Source organism: Citrobacter sp. Cpo221 (assembly GCF_030332345.1).
GTDB classification, from domain to species: domain Bacteria; phylum Pseudomonadota; class Gammaproteobacteria; order Enterobacterales; family Enterobacteriaceae; genus Citrobacter; species Citrobacter portucalensis.
Genome location: NZ_JAOWIA010000058.1, coordinates 403,330 through 420,438, shown reverse-complemented (window position 1 = coordinate 420,438; position 17,109 = coordinate 403,330). Strand labels below are relative to the sequence as shown.

Annotated in this window: 15 protein-coding genes; all 15 read right to left on the bottom strand. The window is 54.7% G+C overall.

The genetic code is table 11. The annotated features are described in order from the left end of the window. Window positions 1-7: 7 nt before the first annotated feature. The 15 genes from ftsZ to mraZ all read right to left on the bottom strand — a co-directional run bounded on the left by ftsZ (window position 8) and on the right by mraZ (window position 16,833). The gene (ftsZ, locus tag OGY72_RS19590; protein ID WP_003018753.1) at window positions 8-1,159 is read right to left on the bottom strand and encodes a cell division protein FtsZ; all 1,152 of its coding nucleotides are present in this window, start codon (window positions 1,157-1,159) and stop codon (window positions 8-10) included. Window positions 1,160-1,221: 62 nt separating this feature from the next. Then, window positions 1,222-2,484, bottom strand: a complete 1,263-nt coding sequence (gene ftsA / locus OGY72_RS19585) for a cell division protein FtsA (RefSeq protein WP_003018755.1) — start codon at window positions 2,482-2,484, stop codon at window positions 1,222-1,224. Beyond that, entirely contained in the window at window positions 2,481-3,314 is an 834-nt protein-coding gene (gene ftsQ, locus OGY72_RS19580) for a cell division protein FtsQ (RefSeq protein WP_003018758.1), read from the bottom strand. The genes ftsA and ftsQ overlap by 4 nt, the downstream gene beginning before the upstream one ends. A gap of 1 nt (window position 3,315) precedes the next feature. Next, complete coding sequence (locus OGY72_RS19575) at window positions 3,316-4,236, bottom strand: D-alanine--D-alanine ligase (protein WP_286548917.1); 921 nt, start codon at window positions 4,234-4,236, stop codon at window positions 3,316-3,318. Further along, complete coding sequence (gene murC, locus OGY72_RS19570; protein WP_003018763.1) at window positions 4,229-5,704, bottom strand: UDP-N-acetylmuramate--L-alanine ligase; 1,476 nt, start codon at window positions 5,702-5,704, stop codon at window positions 4,229-4,231. Before murC ends, OGY72_RS19575 begins: the two co-directional genes overlap by 8 nt. 51 nt (window positions 5,705-5,755) lie before the next feature. Further along, a complete protein-coding gene (murG, locus tag OGY72_RS19565) occupies window positions 5,756-6,823 on the bottom strand; it encodes an undecaprenyldiphospho-muramoylpentapeptide beta-N-acetylglucosaminyltransferase (protein ID WP_126319254.1) in 1,068 nt (355 codons plus the stop codon). Then, complete coding sequence (gene ftsW, locus OGY72_RS19560) at window positions 6,820-8,064, bottom strand: cell division protein FtsW (protein ID WP_003829529.1); 1,245 nt, start codon at window positions 8,062-8,064, stop codon at window positions 6,820-6,822. The genes murG and ftsW overlap by 4 nt, the downstream gene beginning before the upstream one ends. Beyond that, the gene (murD, locus tag OGY72_RS19555) at window positions 8,064-9,380 is read right to left on the bottom strand and encodes a UDP-N-acetylmuramoyl-L-alanine--D-glutamate ligase (RefSeq protein WP_174785182.1); all 1,317 of its coding nucleotides are present in this window, start codon (window positions 9,378-9,380) and stop codon (window positions 8,064-8,066) included. Before murD ends, ftsW begins: the two co-directional genes overlap by 1 nt. Before the next feature lie 2 nt (window positions 9,381-9,382). Continuing rightward, window positions 9,383-10,465, bottom strand: a complete 1,083-nt coding sequence (gene mraY / locus OGY72_RS19550) for a phospho-N-acetylmuramoyl-pentapeptide-transferase (RefSeq protein WP_003018774.1) — start codon at window positions 10,463-10,465, stop codon at window positions 9,383-9,385. After that, on the bottom strand, window positions 10,459-11,817 hold the full coding sequence (murF, locus tag OGY72_RS19545; protein WP_003829534.1) for a UDP-N-acetylmuramoyl-tripeptide--D-alanyl-D-alanine ligase: 1,359 nt from the start codon (window positions 11,815-11,817) through the stop codon (window positions 10,459-10,461). The genes mraY and murF overlap by 7 nt, the downstream gene beginning before the upstream one ends. Continuing rightward, a complete protein-coding gene (murE, locus tag OGY72_RS19540) occupies window positions 11,814-13,301 on the bottom strand; it encodes a UDP-N-acetylmuramoyl-L-alanyl-D-glutamate--2,6-diaminopimelate ligase (protein WP_003829536.1) in 1,488 nt (495 codons plus the stop codon). The genes murF and murE overlap by 4 nt, the downstream gene beginning before the upstream one ends. Further along, entirely contained in the window at window positions 13,288-15,054 is a 1,767-nt protein-coding gene (gene ftsI / locus OGY72_RS19535) for a peptidoglycan glycosyltransferase FtsI (RefSeq protein WP_003829538.1), read from the bottom strand. The genes murE and ftsI overlap by 14 nt, the downstream gene beginning before the upstream one ends. Window positions 15,055-15,069: 15 nt before the next feature. After that, window positions 15,070-15,435, bottom strand: a complete 366-nt coding sequence (ftsL, locus tag OGY72_RS19530; RefSeq protein WP_000625651.1) for a cell division protein FtsL — start codon at window positions 15,433-15,435, stop codon at window positions 15,070-15,072. Continuing rightward, window positions 15,432-16,373: a 16S rRNA (cytosine(1402)-N(4))-methyltransferase RsmH gene (gene rsmH, locus OGY72_RS19525; RefSeq protein ID WP_003018789.1), complete on the bottom strand. Its 942-nt coding sequence runs from the start codon at window positions 16,371-16,373 to the stop codon at window positions 15,432-15,434. Before rsmH ends, ftsL begins: the two co-directional genes overlap by 4 nt. 1 nt (window position 16,374) lies before the next feature. Continuing rightward, on the bottom strand, window positions 16,375-16,833 hold the full coding sequence (gene mraZ / locus OGY72_RS19520; protein ID WP_003018792.1) for a division/cell wall cluster transcriptional repressor MraZ: 459 nt from the start codon (window positions 16,831-16,833) through the stop codon (window positions 16,375-16,377). Window positions 16,834-17,109 lie beyond the last annotated feature (276 nt).

The window sequence follows — 17,109 nt, the reverse complement described above, 5'->3', positions numbered from 1 at the left end:
CTAATTCTTAATCAGCTTGCTTACGCAGGAATGCTGGGATATCCAGATAATCCGGCTCTTTGGTGGTTTGCGGCGTATTGTCGTTAACCACTTTCGCTACCGGTTTCTGCTCTTGCGTCAACGGCGCCATGCCGTGCTGCTGGTAACGATCCATTACCGGCTGCTGTACCTGCTTGTTGGTCACCAGAGTGATTTCAGGACGTTTGTCCATACCAATTCCAGTCGCAACAACGGTGACGCGCAGTTCGTCGTTCATATCCGGGTCCAGGGAGGTACCGATAACCACGGTCGCATTATCCGATGCAAAGGCACGAATCGTGTTACCGACGGTTTCGAACTCATCCAGACGCAGGTCGAAGCCCGCAGTAATGTTGACCAGCACGCCGCGCGCGCCAGACAGATCGATGTCTTCCAGCAGCGGAGAAGAGATAGCCATTTCAGCCGCTTCTTCTGCACGGTCTTCACCGCTTGCCACGCCTGAACCCATCATCGCGTAGCCCATTTCGGACATCACGGTGCGCACGTCTGCAAAGTCGACGTTCATCAGGCCCGGACGAGTAATCAGTTCAGCGATACCCTGGACTGCGCCTTTCAGCACGTCGTTCGCTGCGCCAAACGCATCCAGCAGGGAGATTCCGCGCCCCAGCACTTTCAGCAGTTTGTCATTCGGAATAGTGATCAGAGAGTCCACATGTTTGGACAGCTCGGTGATACCCTGCTCCGCGAATGCCATACGCTTCTTACCTTCAAAGTTGAAAGGCTTAGTCACGACAGCTACGGTCAGAATACCTAAATCTTTTGCTACTTCAGCAACCACTGGCGCTGCACCGGTACCGGTACCGCCGCCCATGCCTGCTGCGATAAACACCATGTCTGCGCCGTCAAGCGCTGCACGCAGAGCTTCACGGTCTTCGTCTGCCGCATTACGGCCGACTTCCGGGTTTGCACCCGCGCCCAGACCTTTGGTGATGCCGCTACCAATCTGAATGGTCTGTCCAACCGCCGTTTTACGCAACGCCTGAGCGTCGGTATTCACCGCGAAGAATTCAACACCTTCGATGCGCTCGCGCACCATGTGTTCAACGGCATTACCGCCGCCGCCGCCGACGCCGATGACTTTAATCACCGCGTCATTGGTTAGTTCCATAGGTTCAAACATAGTTTCTCTCTCCGTTGTGCCTGTCGCCTGAGACCGTTAATGTGCGTTGGTCTCTTTAAAAATTAAAACTCTTTTCGCAGCCAGCTATTGAGTCGTTTGATCCACGAGCCAACTGATGCCGTAACGCGTTTTTCAACTTCAGCCTCACCACTCAAATGGGATTCTTTCCCGTAGTGAAGCAGCCCCACTGCCGTTGAATAATAAGGCTCCTGGGCATAATCCGTCAGACCAGTGATATTCAGCGGTGCGCCAATACGTACTTGCGTATGGAACACGCGCTGTGCGCAGGCCGCAAGACCTTCAATTTGCGCAGCGCCACCGGTTAACACAATCCCCGCCGCCAGATGATGTTTCACACCCTGCTGGCGAAGCTGTTCTTGTAATTGCAAAATTTCTTCGTTGACCAGGTTGAGCAGCTCGGTATAACGCGGCTCAATGACCTCTGCCAGGGTCTGACGTTGCAGGCTACGCGGTGGACGACCACCTACGCTTGGCACTTCAACGCTTTCGTCTTTACCCACGATGGAGCCCAGCGCGCATCCATGACGCACTTTGATGGCTTCAGCATCGCTCGGCGGCGTACCAAAGGCATACGCGATATCGCTGGTCACTACATTCCCTGCATAAGGGATCACTTTAGTGTGGCGCAACGCCCCGCCAGTATAAACAGCGATGTCCATTGTACCACCACCAATATCCACCACGCAGACACCCAGCTCACGTTCATCTTCCGTCAACACGGAATAACTGGCTGCCAACCCGGCAAAAATCAGTTGGTCAACTTTCAGACCACAACGTTCAACGGCTTTGACAATGTTCTTCGCCATGTCGTTGTGGCAGGTAATAAGATGGACTTTTGCCTGCATACGCACGCCGGAAAGACCGACCGGATTTTTAATGCCTTCCTGGTAGTCGATGGCGTATTCCTGCGGAATAACGTGCAGAACACGATGTTCATCGCGAACGCGTACGGATTTTGCCGTATGTACTACGTTTTCCACATCTTCCTGCGTCACTTCCTCTTCGGAAATGGGCACCATACCAATTTCATTTTGACAGCTAATATGTTTACCGGAAAGTGCCAGATACACCGAGGAAATCTGGCAATCTGCCATCAGTTCAGCCTGGTCAATGGCGCGCTGTACGCACTTCACCACTGACTCAAGGTCATTCACCCCGCCTTTATCCATACCTCGCGATGGGCAACTGCCCACGCCAATGATATTGACCATACCGTCGGGCAGAACTTCCCCTACTAAAGCGGCTACCTTCGCGGTGCCAATCTCCAGTCCAACTACCAGTTTTCTGTCCGTCGCCTTGATCATTGTTGTTCTGCCTGTGCCTGATTCTGTTGCTGATTAGATTCCTCAGGAGGCAAGGGAACCCAGCCTACTGCCGCTCCTGAGTCATAACGCAAATCAACGTAGCTAATCCGTTTGCCATCGGTTTGCGCCTGCTGCTGTAAAACCGGGTAGAGTTCCACAAAGCGAGCCAAACGTTTTATCGTATCGCCCCTGCCCAGGTTCAGCTTAATATCGTTATTCAGCGTCAACTGCCAGGAACGACGAGCGGTCATCGCCGCTTCCTTCAGGGTGAATCTATCCTTAGCCAGCACCTGCCCCATATCGCGGAACCCTTGCAACACTTCACTTGCGCTGCCTTCCGGTCCATACAACATGGGTAATACCTGCTTATTGGCCCGACCGGTTGGAACACTGAACGTATTTCCTTCAGCATCCACCATATGTTGGTCATTCCAACGCGCAATGGGCACATATTCAACCAGATGAATCTTCAATTCATCGGGCCATTGCTTTCTGACGCTCGCCTGTTTAATCCAGGGGAGGCGTTCAATTTGACTCTGAATGATGTTCACATCCTGAGTCATAAAGGTTCCCGGTGCGCCCAGCGCCAGAATGGACTGACGAATATCGTCATTGCGCGTGTAATGCCGTTCGCCGGTTAACACCAGTTTCGATAAAGGCAAACGTTGCGCATCTTCCATCCATCCCAACACTACCCAGCCGCTGACAAACACGGTGCACAGCACTGTCAGCAGGAACAATATTCCTGCAAGACGCGTTCCATTATTGCGGCGTGAGGAGTTTACTTCTTCTTCATCACCGTTTCGCGTGTTCAGCGCAGCCTGCGACATATCAGTCCGCCAACTCCAGAATTCTTACCACCAACTGCGAGAAGCTCAGGCCCGCCTGACGCGCCGCCATCGGCACCAGACTGTGGCTGGTCATACCCGGAGAGGTATTCGCTTCCAGCAGATAAAACTGGCCATCGCTGTCCAGCATGACGTCAATGCGACCCCAACCTTTACAGCCCAATGCGGTCCACGCTTTCAGGACTAATTCCTGTAAACGTGCCTCTTGTTCGACTTCCAGACCGGCAGGGCAGAAATATTGTGTCTCATCAGAGAGATACTTCGCCTCATAATCATAGAAGGTTCCCGCGGGTTGGATACGTATTGACGGTAAAATTTCTTCACCAAGCATCGCAACTGTAAATTCCGGGCCACTGAGCCATTTTTCGATCAGTACTTCTTCATCATGCTGAAAAGCCAATGCTAATGCACCATGCAAAGCATTTTCTTCTTCAACTTTTGACATCCCTACGCTTGAGCCTTCACGGCTTGGCTTCACAATCAACGGCAAACCTAACGCAGAAATCTCCGTAACCACCTCATCGCTAAGACCTTTTTCGAATTCAGCGCGAGTCAATGCGACCCAAGGCGCGACCGGTAAACCAGCCCCCTGCCACAACAGTTTGCTGCGCAGTTTGTCCATCGAAATGGCAGAAGCCATGACGCCACTACCGGTATACGGCAGACCAATCAGCTCCAGCAGGCCCTGCAACGTGCCATCTTCACCACCACGACCGTGCAGTGCAATAAACACCTTTTGAAAACCCATCGATTTCAAAAGCGTGACATCAACCTCTTTTGGGTCAATTGGATGAGCATCCACACCACCTTCGCGTAACCCTGCCAGTACGGCCGCGCCGGAATTCAGCGAAACGTCACGCTCTGCGGAGGTTCCCCCTAACAGGACCGCGATTTTATCAGCCATGTTGTTCTTCCTCCGGGTTTTGCGGCTTCAGTTTGATTTCAGCTAAGGAACGCGCGATTTTGCCGATATTTCCAGCGCCCTGCACCAAAATCAGATCGTTGCCGGTTAATACCGGCGCCAACATGTCTGCCACTTGAGCCGGATCGGATACCAGAATCGGGTCGATCTTACCGCGACCACGGATCGTACGGCACAGCGAGCGGCTGTCAGCCCCCGGAATCGCAGCTTCACCCGCGGCGTATACATCCAGCATCAACAGCGCATCGACCTGAGTCAGCACGTTGGCAAAGTCGTCATACAAATCGCGTGTACGCGTAAAGCGGTGCGGCTGGAACAGCATTACCAGATTTTTGTCCGGCCAGCCCGCGCGAGCAGCTTTAATCGTGGCATCCACTTCCGTTGGGTGATGACCATAATCATCCACCAGCATCGCCGTCCCGGCTTTACCGTTTACCGGCTCCAGCGGGAATTCGCCGAGGAAGTCAAAACGGCGTCCGGTGCCCTGGAAACTTTCCAGCGCGCGCAGAATTGCGTCGTCTTCAATGCCTTCTTCTGTTGCCACTGCCACCGCCGCCGCCGCGTTCAGCGCATTGTGACGGCCCGGTGCGTTCAACGTCACGCGTAAATCGGCCATCCCCTGACGCAGCAGCGTGAAGTGTCCTTGTGGACCAATCTGCTGGTAATCTTCGACGCGCACATCAGCATCATCGCTGAAACCATAGGTTGTGGTTTGACGACCAACTCGCGGCAACAACTCGCGGATCACCGGGTCGTCAACGCACATAACCGCACGACCATAAAACGGCAAGTTATGCAGGAAATTAATAAACGTCTGCTTTAAATTTTCGAAGTCGCCATGGTAGGTATCCATATGATCGGCTTCGATATTGGTAACAATCGCTACCATCGGCTGCAAATGCAGGAACGACGCATCGCTCTCATCCGCCTCCGCAATTAAATAACGGCTATGACCCAGACGCGCATGGACGCCTGCGGCCTTCACCAGACCGCCGTTGACAAACGTCGGATCCAGCCCCGCTTCTGCGTAGATACTGGAGACCATCGCTGTGGTCGTGGTTTTACCGTGCGTCCCGGCAATGGCGATACCGTGACGAAAACGCATTAACTCCGCCAGCATTTCAGCACGACGGATCACCGGAATGCGCGCTTCATGCGCCGCAACAATTTCCGGGTTATCCGCAGAAATCGCACTGGATACCACCACCACGCTCGCATCACGCACGTTTTCAGGGCGATGGTTGAAGAAAATCGTGGCGCCCAGATTCGTCAACTGCTGCGTCACCGGGTTCGGCGCCAGGTCAGAACCACTGATCTGATAACCTTCGTTGGCCAAAACTTCGGCAATACCGCCCATACCAGCACCACCGATGCCGACAAAGTGAATGTGCCGAACGCGACGCATTTCGGGCACGATGGAACGCAGTTTTGCCAGTTGTTGTGTATTCATTCTTTAGCCATTAACTTCTTAGTTCATGCGATGCAAAAGGCATCACCACAATTACGCCCGGGCAGCCCGGCTCACTTCATTAGCAACACGCTCTGTGGCATCCGGTATGGATGCGGCGCGCGCACGTTCTGCCATGGTTAATAAGGTTTCTCGCGACCACCCGGAAAGGGTGTTCGCGACGGCATCCACAGTAAACTGCGGCTGCTCAAGAATTTTAGCGGCGCCCGCTTTTTCAAGCGGCAGCGCATTCCAGTACTGCTGTCGGTCTTTGTGCTGGAAAGGCACAAACAGCGCAGGCAAACCCGCAGCGGCAATTTCGCTTACCGTCAGCGCGCCGGAGCGACAAACTACGACATCCGCCCACGCGTAGGCGGCTGCCATATCATCAATAAACTCAGTGACCTTGTGCTGCGTTTGTCCCGCGTCGGCATACGCCTGTTCAACGGTTTGCTGCGCGCCTTTGCCACTCTGATGCCAGATAGTCACCGCGTCGCCAAGCTTTGCGGCAACTTGCGGCATCGTCTGGTTCAAAACACGTGCGCCCTGAGACCCACCGACGACCAGTACGCGAACCGGGCCTTCACGCCCCGCCAGACGCGCTTCGGGCAACGGCAGCGCCAGAACGTCGGTGCGTACCGGGTTACCCACCACTTCCGCATTCGGGAAAGCGCCAGGAAAAGCCTGCATCACCTTCGTTGCAATCTTCGCCAGCCACTTGTTGGTTAATCCCGCAATGCCGTTCTGCTCATGCAGGACAACCGGGATGCCTAATGACCAGGCAGCCAGACCGCCAGGGCCGGACACATAGCCGCCCATCCCCAGCACCACATCAGGCTTAAACTGCTTCATAATGGCGCGCGCCTGACGCCAGGCATTAAAAATACGCACGGGGGCGGCAAGCAGCGCGTTGACACCTTTGCCACGCAAACCGGAGATGCGAATAAAGTCAATTTCAATGCCATGCTTCGGCACTAAGTCCGCTTCCATACGATCGGCGGTGCCCAGCCAACGAACCTGCCAGCCCTGGGCCATTAAATGGTGCGCGACCGCCAGCCCCGGGAACACATGCCCACCGGTACCGCCTGCCATCACCATTAACCGCTTCGGTTGACCACTCATCGTGCACCTCGTGTAAACGCCTGGGCTTTTTCCAGACGCGTTTCATAATCAATACGTAACAAAAACATGATGGCCGTCGACATAATCAACAAACTGGAACCACCATAACTGATCAGCGGTAACGTCAGACCTTTTGTTGGCAGCATACCTGCTGCCGCACCGACGTTTACCAGGGCCTGGAAGCTGAACCAAATCCCGATGGAGCAGGCTAAAAAGCCTGAAAAACGGTGGTCAATTTCCAGTGCTTTGCGACCGATCGACATCGCGCGAAAAGCGACGAAGAATACCATTAAAAGTGCCAATACCACACCGATATAACCCAACTCTTCCCCAATGATGGCGAAGATGAAGTCGGTGTGCGCTTCCGGTAAATACTCCAGTTTTTGCACTGAATTACCTAACCCCTGACCCCAAACCTCACCGCGACCAAAAGCCATCAGCGATTGCGTTAACTGGTAGCCGCTGCCAAACGGATCTTCCCATGGGTTCCAGAAGGAGGTTACGCGGCGAATACGATACGGTTCGGCAAGGATCAGCAGCACCACCGCCGAAATCCCCATGCCGATAATGGCAATGAACTGCCACAGTTTCGCACCAGCGAGAAACAGCATCGCCAGCGTCGTGACAAACAGCACCACTACCGTACCAAGGTCAGGCTGCGCCAGCAGTAAGACTGCCAGCACCAGAATCACACCCATCGGTTTTAAGAAGCCGCGCAGGTTGTTACGCACTTCATCGACTTTACGCACCAGGTAGTTAGCGAGATAACAGAACAGCGACAGCTTGGTGAATTCCGCAGGCTGAATACGCAGCGGCCCCAGCGCGATCCAGCGCGATGCCCCGTTAACGGAGCTCCCCACCACCAGAACGATCAACAACATGATGATCGAGGCGATCAGCATCGTCGTGCTGTACTTCTGCCAGAACTCCATCGGCAGACGCAGCGTCACCATCGCCAGACAGAACGCGAGGAAGATATACAGCGCGTCACGCTTAGCAAACAGGAAGGGATCGCCCGCCAGACGTTGCCCTACGGGCATTGATGCCGATGTCACCATCACAAAACCGATCGCTGCCAGACCAAAAGTCAGCCACAGCAGCATGCGGTCATACATGATCAGGCTGTCCGCGTCTTTATCACGCGAAGCCATCACCCAGCCTTTAAGTGCCGCGAAGATCCACGCCAGGACACCCAGTCCCGGTACGCGCGGCATTTTCAGACGAGGGAGAGAGAATCGCATCAACCCAACTCCTTCGCTAAACGGGTAAAGACGTCACCGCGTTGCTCAAAGTTCTTGAACTGGTCAAGGCTGGCGCAGGCTGGCGACAGCAGCACCATATCACCCGACTTCACACGCGGTGCGAGCAGACGCATTGCCTGCTCCATGGTTTCAGTGTGTTCCGCAACCTCAGGACGCAGAGCGGCAAGCTGCGAGCCATCGCGACCAAAGCAGTACAGACGAATGTTGTTGCCAGTCAGGTAGCGTTGCAGCGGCGTAAAGTCGGCCGATTTCCCATCGCCGCCCAGCAGCAGGTGCAACGTACCGTCAACGTGCAGACCATTCAGTGCCGCTTCTGTGCTGCCAACGTTGGTGGCTTTTGAATCGTTAATCCAACGCACACCGTTATGATTCAGTACCAACTGGAAACGATGCGCCAGACCGGTAAAGGTAGTCAGCGCTTTCAGGCTGGATGCCCGCGGCAGACCCGCAGCATCCGCCAGCGCCAGCGCAGCCAGTGCGTTGGTATAGTTATGCTGGCCGGTAAGCGTCATCTCTTTCACGTTCAGGACTTTTTCGCCCTTCACCCGCAGCCAGGTTTCACCCTGCTGACGATTGAGATGATAGTCACCCATGTTGATGCCAAAGCTCACGCAGCGCTCATCCGCCCCGCGAATCGGCATGGTCAGCGCATCATCGGCATTAACCACACACACTTTCGCATTCTCATAGACGCGCAGTTTGGCCGCACGGTACTGCTGCAAGCCAAACGGATACCTGTCCATATGATCTTCGGTGACGTTCAAAATGGTGGCGGCTACAGCCTGTAAGCTGGAGGTTGTCTCCAGCTGGAAGCTCGACAGCTCCAGTACATACAGCTCACGTTCGTCATCCAGCAGCATCAGCGCGGGCAGGCCGATATTTCCGCCAACACCCACGTTCACACCAGCCGCTTTCGCCATTTCTCCCACCAACGTGGTGACGGTGCTTTTCCCGTTGGAACCGGTGATCGCGACGATCGGCGCCTGCGCTTCACGACAGAACAGCTCGATGTCACCGACAATTTCGATCCCTGCATCAGCAGCGGCGCTCAGCGAAGGATGCGCCAGGGCAATACCAGGGCTGGCGACGATGAGATCGGCGGCCAGCAGCCAATCATCATTCAGGCTGCCAACATGACGCTCAACCGCTTCCGGCAATTTATCCAGGCCAGGTGGCGTTGCGCGGGTATCCATCACACGCGGCGTCACGCCACGCGCCAGAAAGAAATCCACGCAGGACAGCCCGGTCAATCCCAGACCGATAATGACGACTTTTTTACCCTGGTAATCAGCCATGATTAACGTACCTTCAGCGTTGCCAGGCCAATCAGCACCAGCATCAGCGAAATAATCCAGAAGCGCACAATGACGCGCGGTTCCGGCCAGCCTTTCAGTTCATAGTGATGGTGAATCGGCGCCATACGGAAGATGCGCTGTCCGCGCAGCTTAAAGGAGCCAACCTGCAGAATGACCGACAGCGTTTCCACAACAAATACGCCGCCCATGATTACCAGCAGGAACTCCTGACGCAGCAGCACGGCAATAATGCCCAGCGCGCCGCCCAGCGCCAGCGAACCGACGTCGCCCATAAAGACCTGCGCCGGATAGGTGTTAAACCACAGGAAGCCTAACCCCGCGCCGACAATCGCTGTACAGACGATCACCAGCTCACCGGCATGGCGTAAATAGGGAATGTGCAGATAGTTGGCAAAGTTCATGTTACCGGTCGCCCATGCCACCAGCGCAAAACCCGCTGCCACGAACACGGTCGGCATAATCGCCAGACCATCCAGGCCATCGGTGAGGTTTACCGCGTTGCCAGTACCCACAATCACGAAGTACGCCAGCAGCACGTAGAACAGCCCCAACTGCGGCATGACATCTTTAAAGAACGGCACCACCAGCTCGGTAGCCGGGGTATCTTTACCGGCGAGGTACAGCGCAAAGGCTACACCCAGCGCAATCACCGACATCCAGAAGTACTTCCAGCGAGCAATCAGGCCCTTGGTATCTTTTCGCACCACTTTGCGGTAGTCATCGACAAAACCGATAATGCCGTAGCCAATCAATACCACCAGCACGCACCATACGTACGGGTTCGACGGATATGCCCACAACAGAACGGAGATAACAATCGCGGTGAGGATCATGATCCCGCCCATGGTTGGCGTACCACGTTTACTAAAGTGCGATTCAGGACCGTCGTTACGTACAACCTGTCCAAAGGACATTTTTTGCAAGCGGGCAATCATGCGCGGGCCCATCCACAAAGAGATGAACAGCGCGGTCAGCAGGCTGACGATGGCGCGAAACGTCAGATAGGAAAAGACGTTAAAGCCGGAATAATATTTGACCAAATGTTCGGCCAGCCAAACTAACATGTCCCATTCTCCTGTAATGCGCGTACTACCTCTTCCATGGCGGCACTACGTGAACCCTTCACTAAAATCGTCATGACCTGATGTTCTGCAATCAATGCTTTAAGATGCGCGGCCAGCGCGCTTTTATCCGCAAAATGTTCGCCAACACCACTGGCGTCGCTAATTGCCTGACTCAGTTTTCCTGTACTCAGTACACGGTCGATACCTGCTGCTTTCGCAGCAACACCTACCTGTACATGGCATGCTTCACTTTCTGCGCCAAGCTCTGCCATATCGCCAACGACCAGTACGCGATAGCCCGGCATTTCAGACAGCACCTGCACCGCTGCGGTCATCGAACCGACGTTCGCGTTATAGGAGTCGTCCAGCAGCAGCTGATTTTCTGCGAGTTGAATCGGGAACAGACGTCCTGGTACCGCCTGCAGATCTTTCAAACCCGCTTTGATCGCCTCGTGCGTCGCGCCTACCGCCATAGAAAGCGCCGCCGCCGCAAGGGCGTTAGCGATATTGTGGCGACCCGGCAACGGCAGCAGGACATCAATGCTTCCGGTCGGCGTTTGCAGAGAAAATTCCGTGCCATGCGAGGTCACATGAACGTTGGTCGCAGAAAAGTCGCTGTTGGCCGCATTCGGGGAGAAGCGCCAGACTTTGCGATCGCCGATGATGCTTTGCCAGTTCAACCAGTCGTTGTTGTCGGCATTCATAATGGCGATACCGTTCGCAGACAGGCCGGTAAAAATCTCACCTTTTGCCTTCGCAACGCCCGCCAGAGAGCCGAAGCCTTCCAGGTGCGCGGCGGCCAGGTTGTTCACCAGCGCCGCTTCCGGACGCGTCAGGCCGACGGTCCAGGCGATTTCGCCCTGATGGTTGGCGCCGAGCTCAATCACGGCATAGTCGTAATCGTTGTTTAAGCGCAGCAGCGTCATCGGTACGCCGATGTCGTTATTCAGATTGCCCGCGGTATATAGGGTGTTACCACACTGGCTCAGAATGGCAGCCGTCATCTCTTTGACGGACGTTTTACCGGATGAGCCGGTCAGCGCGACAACGCGCGCCGGAACCTGAGCGCGAACCCACGCCGCCAGTTCACCAAACGCCAGACGCGTATCTTTAACAATCAGCTGCGGCAGGTTGGTGTCCAACGGGCGGCTGACCAGCAGCGCACCCGCCCCGCTCTCTTGCGCTTTGTCTGCAAAATCATGGGCATCAAAGCGTTCGCCTTTCAGCGCCACAAACAGGCAGCCCGGCGTCACTTTACGCGTATCGGTTGTTACGGCATCAAGGGTCAGATCGGCCCCTTTCAGTTCGCCACGGAGGATCTCCGCCAGTTGGCTGAGCGTTACGCTAATCATGCGATAACCCCCAGCAGACGCGCTGCGGTCACGCGGTCAGAATAGTCGAGACGCTGCGAGCCAACGATCTGGTAATCTTCGTGACCTTTCCCGGCCACCAGCACCACGTCGTTTTCTTTCGCCTGCATAATGGCGTTTGTCACGGCTTCTGCGCGACCTTCCATCACCTTCGCCTGTCCGGCATCCAGCATACCCGCCAGAATGTCGTTAATAATGGCGCGCGGCTCTTCGGTACGCGGGTTGTCATCGGTCACCACGACAACATCTGCAAACTGCTCGGCGATTGCGCCCATCAACGGACGTTTGCCTTTGTCGCGATCGCCGCCGCAGCCAAAGACGCACCACAGTTTGCCTGTACAGTGCAAACGTGCCGCCTGCAGCGCTTTTTCCAGCGCATCTGGCGTATGGGCGTAATCAACCACCACGGTGGTTTTACCCGGCGCGCTGAACACTTCCATACGTCCGCAAACCGGCTGCAATTGTGTCGCCGTTTTCAGTAAATCAGCTAACGGATAGCCCAGTGCCAACAGCGTTGCCAGCGCCAGCAGAAGATTGCTGACGTTAAACGCCCCCATCAGGCGGCTTTCAATTTCGCCGTCGCCCCATGAGGAGGTAAAACGAATCGTTGCCCCGCTGTCGTGATACTTCACGTCAACCGCTTTTAACCAACGACCATGACAGTTCGGGTTGATGTGGTCTTCCATCGAAACGGCAACCGCATCCGGGAGTTTCGCCAGCCAGCGACGACCGACGTCATCATCCGCATTGACGATGGCCTGACCGCAATGGTGCGTGGAATACAGCAGCCATTTCGCGGCTTCGTAATGTTCCATGTCGCCGTGGTAGTCGAGATGGTCACGGCTTAAGTTAGTAAATACTGATGCGGCAAACTTCAGCGCCGCCACGCGATGCTGAACCAGACCGTGTGAAGAGACCTCCATCGCGCCAACCGTTGCGCCCTGCGCTGCCAGCCCCGCCAGCACATGCTGGACATCAACTGCTGAACCGGTGGTATTTTCCGTCGGGATCACTTTGCCCAGCAGGCCATTGCCTACTGTTCCCATTACCGCGCTGGTTTCGCCAAGCAGTTGGCTCCACTGTGCCAGCAATTGGGTGGTGGTAGTTTTACCGTTGGTCCCGGTCACACCGACCAGACGCATTTTCTCAGAAGGCTCATGGTAAAAACGGCCTGCCAGTGCAGATAAACGTTCGTTAAGCTGACTGAGATAGATGACCGGAACGCCGTGCATTTCACGGATTTCACCATCAGTAGCTTCATCTTTTGCTTCTGCAATAATGGCAGCCACACCTTGCGCTATCGCCTGCGGGATATACCGACGCCCGTCCGCCTGATGACCCAATACTGCGACAAAGAGATCGCCCGATGCAGCCACACGGCTGTCAAGCGTCATCTCCCGCAGTGCTCGCTCCGGTGCACCCGGCACCCATGGAGCAAGAAGGTCGCGCAAATTACGATCTGCCACCTGTTGCCTCGCCTTGATTATTCACAAATTCATTTTTATCGCCCGTTGTCAGCGCATCCGGCTCGATGTTCATGGTACGCAGTACGCCGCCCATGATGGCACCAAAGACCGGCGCGGAAACGGCGCCACCGTAGTATTTACCCGCCTGCGGATCGTTGATAACAACAACCAGCGCGAAGCGCGGCTGACTCGCAGGCGCAACACCTGCGGTATAAGCAATGTATTTGTTGATGTAGCGGCCATCTGGCCCTACTTTTTTCGCTGTACCGGTTTTAATGGCGATACGATAGCCTTTAATCGCCGCCTTCACGCCGCCGCCGCCGGGCAGCGCCACGCTTTCCATCATATGCACGACGGTACGCACGGTATCTTCCGGGAAGATACGCTCGCCCGGAACAGGAGGGTCAACTTTGGTAATCGACAGTGGACGATAAACGCCGTAGCTGCCGATCGTTGCATAGACTCGCGCTAACTGTAACGGTGTTACCATTAGCCCGTAGCCGAAAGAGAAGGTGGCCCTCTCTATGTCAGACCACCGTTGTTTTTGAGGATATAAGCCACTGCGTTCTCCGACCAACCCCAAATTGGTCGCTTTTCCCAGCCCAAAACGTGAGTAAGTATCTACTAACGCTGAGGACGGCATCGCTAACGCCAGCTTGGAAACACCGACGTTACTCGACTTCTGCAAAACCCCGGTGAGGGTTAATTCGCTATAACGCGCCACGTCTTTGATTTCGTGACCATTAATTCGGTAAGGGATAGTGTTGAGGACGGTATTTTCGCGTACCACGCCACGCTGCAGCGCGGTCATCACCACCATCGGTTTAACGGTAGAACCCGGTTCAAACACGTCGGTGATGGTACGGTTACGCATCGCGTCTTTTGGCGTACCGGTGAGATTGTTCGGGTTGTAGGACGGACTGTTGGCCATGGCCAGCACTTCACCCGTGTTTACATCCACCAGTACCGCACTGCCTGACTCCGCCTTGTTGAACGCCACGGCGTTATTCAGTTCGCGGTAAACCAGTGCCTGTAAACGCTCATCAATGCTCAACGCGAGGTTATGCGCCGCCTGGCTGTCGGTAGAGGAGATATCTTCAATGACGCGGCCATAACGGTCTTTACGTACAATACGTTCACCCGGTTGTCCGGTGAGCCACTTATCGAAGCTCTTCTCAACGCCTTCAATCCCCTGGCTGTCGACGTTAGTAAAACCGATGAGGTGAGCAGTCACTTCTCCGGAAGGATAGTAACGGCGGGATTCTTCGCGTAGGTGGATACCCGGCAGCTTCAGTTTTTTGATGTAGTCGGCCATGTCAGGGTTTACCTGACGCGCCAGATAGATAAAGCGCCCTTTCGGGTTGGCGTTAATGCGGGAAGCCAGTTGATCGAGCGGTAGATTCAGCGCGGTTGACAGCGCTCTCCAGCGTTCGCCAACGCTCACACCACCTGCATCATGTACTTCTTTCGGGTCGGCCCATATAGCTTTAACCGGAACGCTCACCGCCAGCGGGCGACCAGAGCGGTCGGTAATCATTCCGCGTGATGTAGACACTTCCTGGACGCGTAGAGAGCGCATATCACCCTGACGCACCAGCATGTCCGGCGCGATGATTTGCAGCCAGGCAACGCGCCCCAGCAGAAAACCCAGTGCCAGCAAAATACAGCCGCACAGTAACGCAAAACGCCAACTGATAAAGTTGGCTTGTTCTTCCTGGCGTTTTGGTTTGTGCGTTTTTGCCGCTGCTTTCATGCGTCGCGTTTATCCTTATTTTTGTACTACGATATTTTCTTGTGAGGGATCGACATGCTGCATTTGCAGCTTTTCCGTTGCGATCCGTTCAACACGGCTATGGTCGCCGAGCGCGTTCTCCTCAAGGATCAAGTTACGCCATTCGATATCCAGCGCATCTCGCTCCAGAACCAGCTGCTCACGCTGCGCGGTCAGTAACCGCGTATGGTGGGCTGTTGTCACGACGGTAACCGCCGTCAAAATAATGCAAATGAACAGGCAGAGTGGCAGCTTCCCAAACCGCAAAAGATCGTCACCGATCACGCCAGGCAAGGCATGGCGCTCGTTGCTTCCTATCGATCCTTTAACTTTGCTTAGGGCTTCTGTCACTCTGCTGATCATGCGTTCGTCCTCTCTGCAATACGCAGAACTGAACTACGGGCACGAGGATTCTCAGCTACCTCTTCTTCACCCGGCATCATCTTGCCTAGTGCTCTTAACTCACGGCCGCCCAGCTTTTTGATCTGCGCTTCGGTCATCGGTATTCCAGCCGGTACCTGAGGACCACGGCTTTGTTCACGCATAAAGCGTTTCACAATGCGGTCTTCAAGCGAATGGAAACTGATGATCGAAAGGCGACCACCTGGAGCCAGCACACTGAGCGAGCTTTTTAGCGCCTGCTCTATCTCCTCCAGTTCACTGTTCACCCAAATGCGCACCGCCTGGAAGGTACGGGTCGCGGGATGTTTGAATTTGTCCTTCACCGGCATTGCCGCCGCAATGACTTCCGCCAGTTCTTTGGTGCGGGTCATCGGTTCGATGCGGTTGCGCTCCACGATGGCGCGCGCAATGCGTTTGCCGAAGCGCTCTTCGCCAAAGGTTTTAATCACCCAGGCAATGTCTGCTTCATCGGCGGTTTGCAGCCATTCGGCCGCTGACTGACCGCGTGTTGGGTCCATACGCATATCTAACGGACCGTCACGCATAAACGAGAAACCGCGCTCTGCGTCATCGAGCTGCGGTGAAGAAACGCCCAGATCGAGAAGAATCCCGTCGATCTTACCGGTCAGTCCACGCTCGGCGACATAGTCAGCCAGCGCGGAGAAAGGTCCATGTACGATGGAGAAGCGAGGATCGGTAATCGTTTTTGCAACGGCAATAGCCTGCGGATCGCGATCGATTGCCAGTAAACGCCCCTCTTCGCCAAGCTGGGAGAGGATCAGACGTGAGTGACCACCGCGACCAAATGTCCCGTCAATGTAGATGCCGTCTGGACGAATATTCAGGCCGTTTACGGCTTCATCCAGCAACACCGTTGTATGTTTATAATTTTCCGTCATTTTATAGAGACAAATCCTGCAATCGTTCCGACAACGCGCCAGTAACAGACTGCTCAGCGTCGATATCTTCCTTGACCTGTTGATACCAGGTCGTTTCATCCCACAGCTCAAACTTATTGAACTGCCCAACCAGCATCACTTCTTTCGTTAGCCCTGCGTGTTGCCGCAGAATGGGTGCTATCAGTAATCGACCAGCGTTATCCATCTGACATTCGCTGGCATGACCCAACAATAAGCGCTGTACGCGACGCTCAACTGGATTCATGCTCGACAGACGCGATAGCTTCTGCTCGATTATTTCCCATTCAGGCAGGGGGTACAGCAGCAGGCACGGGTGATGGATGTCAATGGTGCAAACCATTTGACCGGTAGCGCTCTCAAGCAGTTGATCCCGATAACGGGTAGGCACGGATAAGCGCCCTTTACTGTCGAGATTAACTAACGTTGCTCCCCGGAACATGCCAGCCTCACCCCCAATTACCACTTTATCCCACAAATTCCCACTTAAAGGAGTTTACGGAGCGGAGGAAAACCTTGTCAAGCAAGTCACGGCGCTTAGCGGAGCAAAAAACCCATTGTTTACGGCTAATATCAGCGTTGAACAAATTCCGTACAGCAAACGAAGCAAATTAACGTCATGAATATTTGTAAGAAAAAAATCCAACAACTCATCATTGTTTAAAACAACTGAATATCATCCAAAGAAAATATAAAGTGTCAGTTTGCGACGCGAGCG

Bases quoted from the DNA above. Each gene is read 5' to 3' on its own strand.
- murC (WP_003018763.1), bottom strand. From the start codon at position 5,704: ATGAATACACAACAACTGGCAAAACTGCGTTCCATCGTGCCCGAAATG.
- murF (WP_003829534.1), bottom strand. From the start codon at position 11,817: ATGATTAGCGTAACGCTCAGCCAACTGGCGGAGATCCTCCGTGGCGAA.
- mraY (WP_003018774.1), bottom strand. From the start codon at position 10,465: ATGTTAGTTTGGCTGGCCGAACATTTGGTCAAATATTATTCCGGCTTT.
- ftsQ (WP_003018758.1), bottom strand. From the start codon at position 3,314: ATGTCGCAGGCTGCGCTGAACACGCGAAACGGTGATGAAGAAGAAGTA.
- murD (WP_174785182.1), bottom strand. From the start codon at position 9,380: ATGGCTGATTACCAGGGTAAAAAAGTCGTCATTATCGGTCTGGGATTG.
- ftsW (WP_003829529.1), bottom strand. From the start codon at position 8,064: ATGCGATTCTCTCTCCCTCGTCTGAAAATGCCGCGCGTACCGGGACTG.
- ftsZ (WP_003018753.1), bottom strand. From the start codon at position 1,159: ATGTTTGAACCTATGGAACTAACCAATGACGCGGTGATTAAAGTCATC.
- ftsA (WP_003018755.1), bottom strand. From the start codon at position 2,484: ATGATCAAGGCGACGGACAGAAAACTGGTAGTTGGACTGGAGATTGGC.
- mraZ (WP_003018792.1), bottom strand. From the start codon at position 16,833: ATGTTCCGGGGAGCAACGTTAGTTAATCTCGACAGTAAAGGGCGCTTA.
- OGY72_RS19575 (WP_286548917.1), bottom strand. From the start codon at position 4,236: ATGGCTGATAAAATCGCGGTCCTGTTAGGGGGAACCTCCGCAGAGCGT.
- murG (WP_126319254.1), bottom strand. From the start codon at position 6,823: ATGAGTGGTCAACCGAAGCGGTTAATGGTGATGGCAGGCGGTACCGGT.
- ftsL (WP_000625651.1), bottom strand. From the start codon at position 15,435: ATGATCAGCAGAGTGACAGAAGCCCTAAGCAAAGTTAAAGGATCGATA.
- ftsI (WP_003829538.1), bottom strand. From the start codon at position 15,054: ATGAAAGCAGCGGCAAAAACGCACAAACCAAAACGCCAGGAAGAACAA.
- rsmH (WP_003018789.1), bottom strand. From the start codon at position 16,373: ATGACGGAAAATTATAAACATACAACGGTGTTGCTGGATGAAGCCGTA.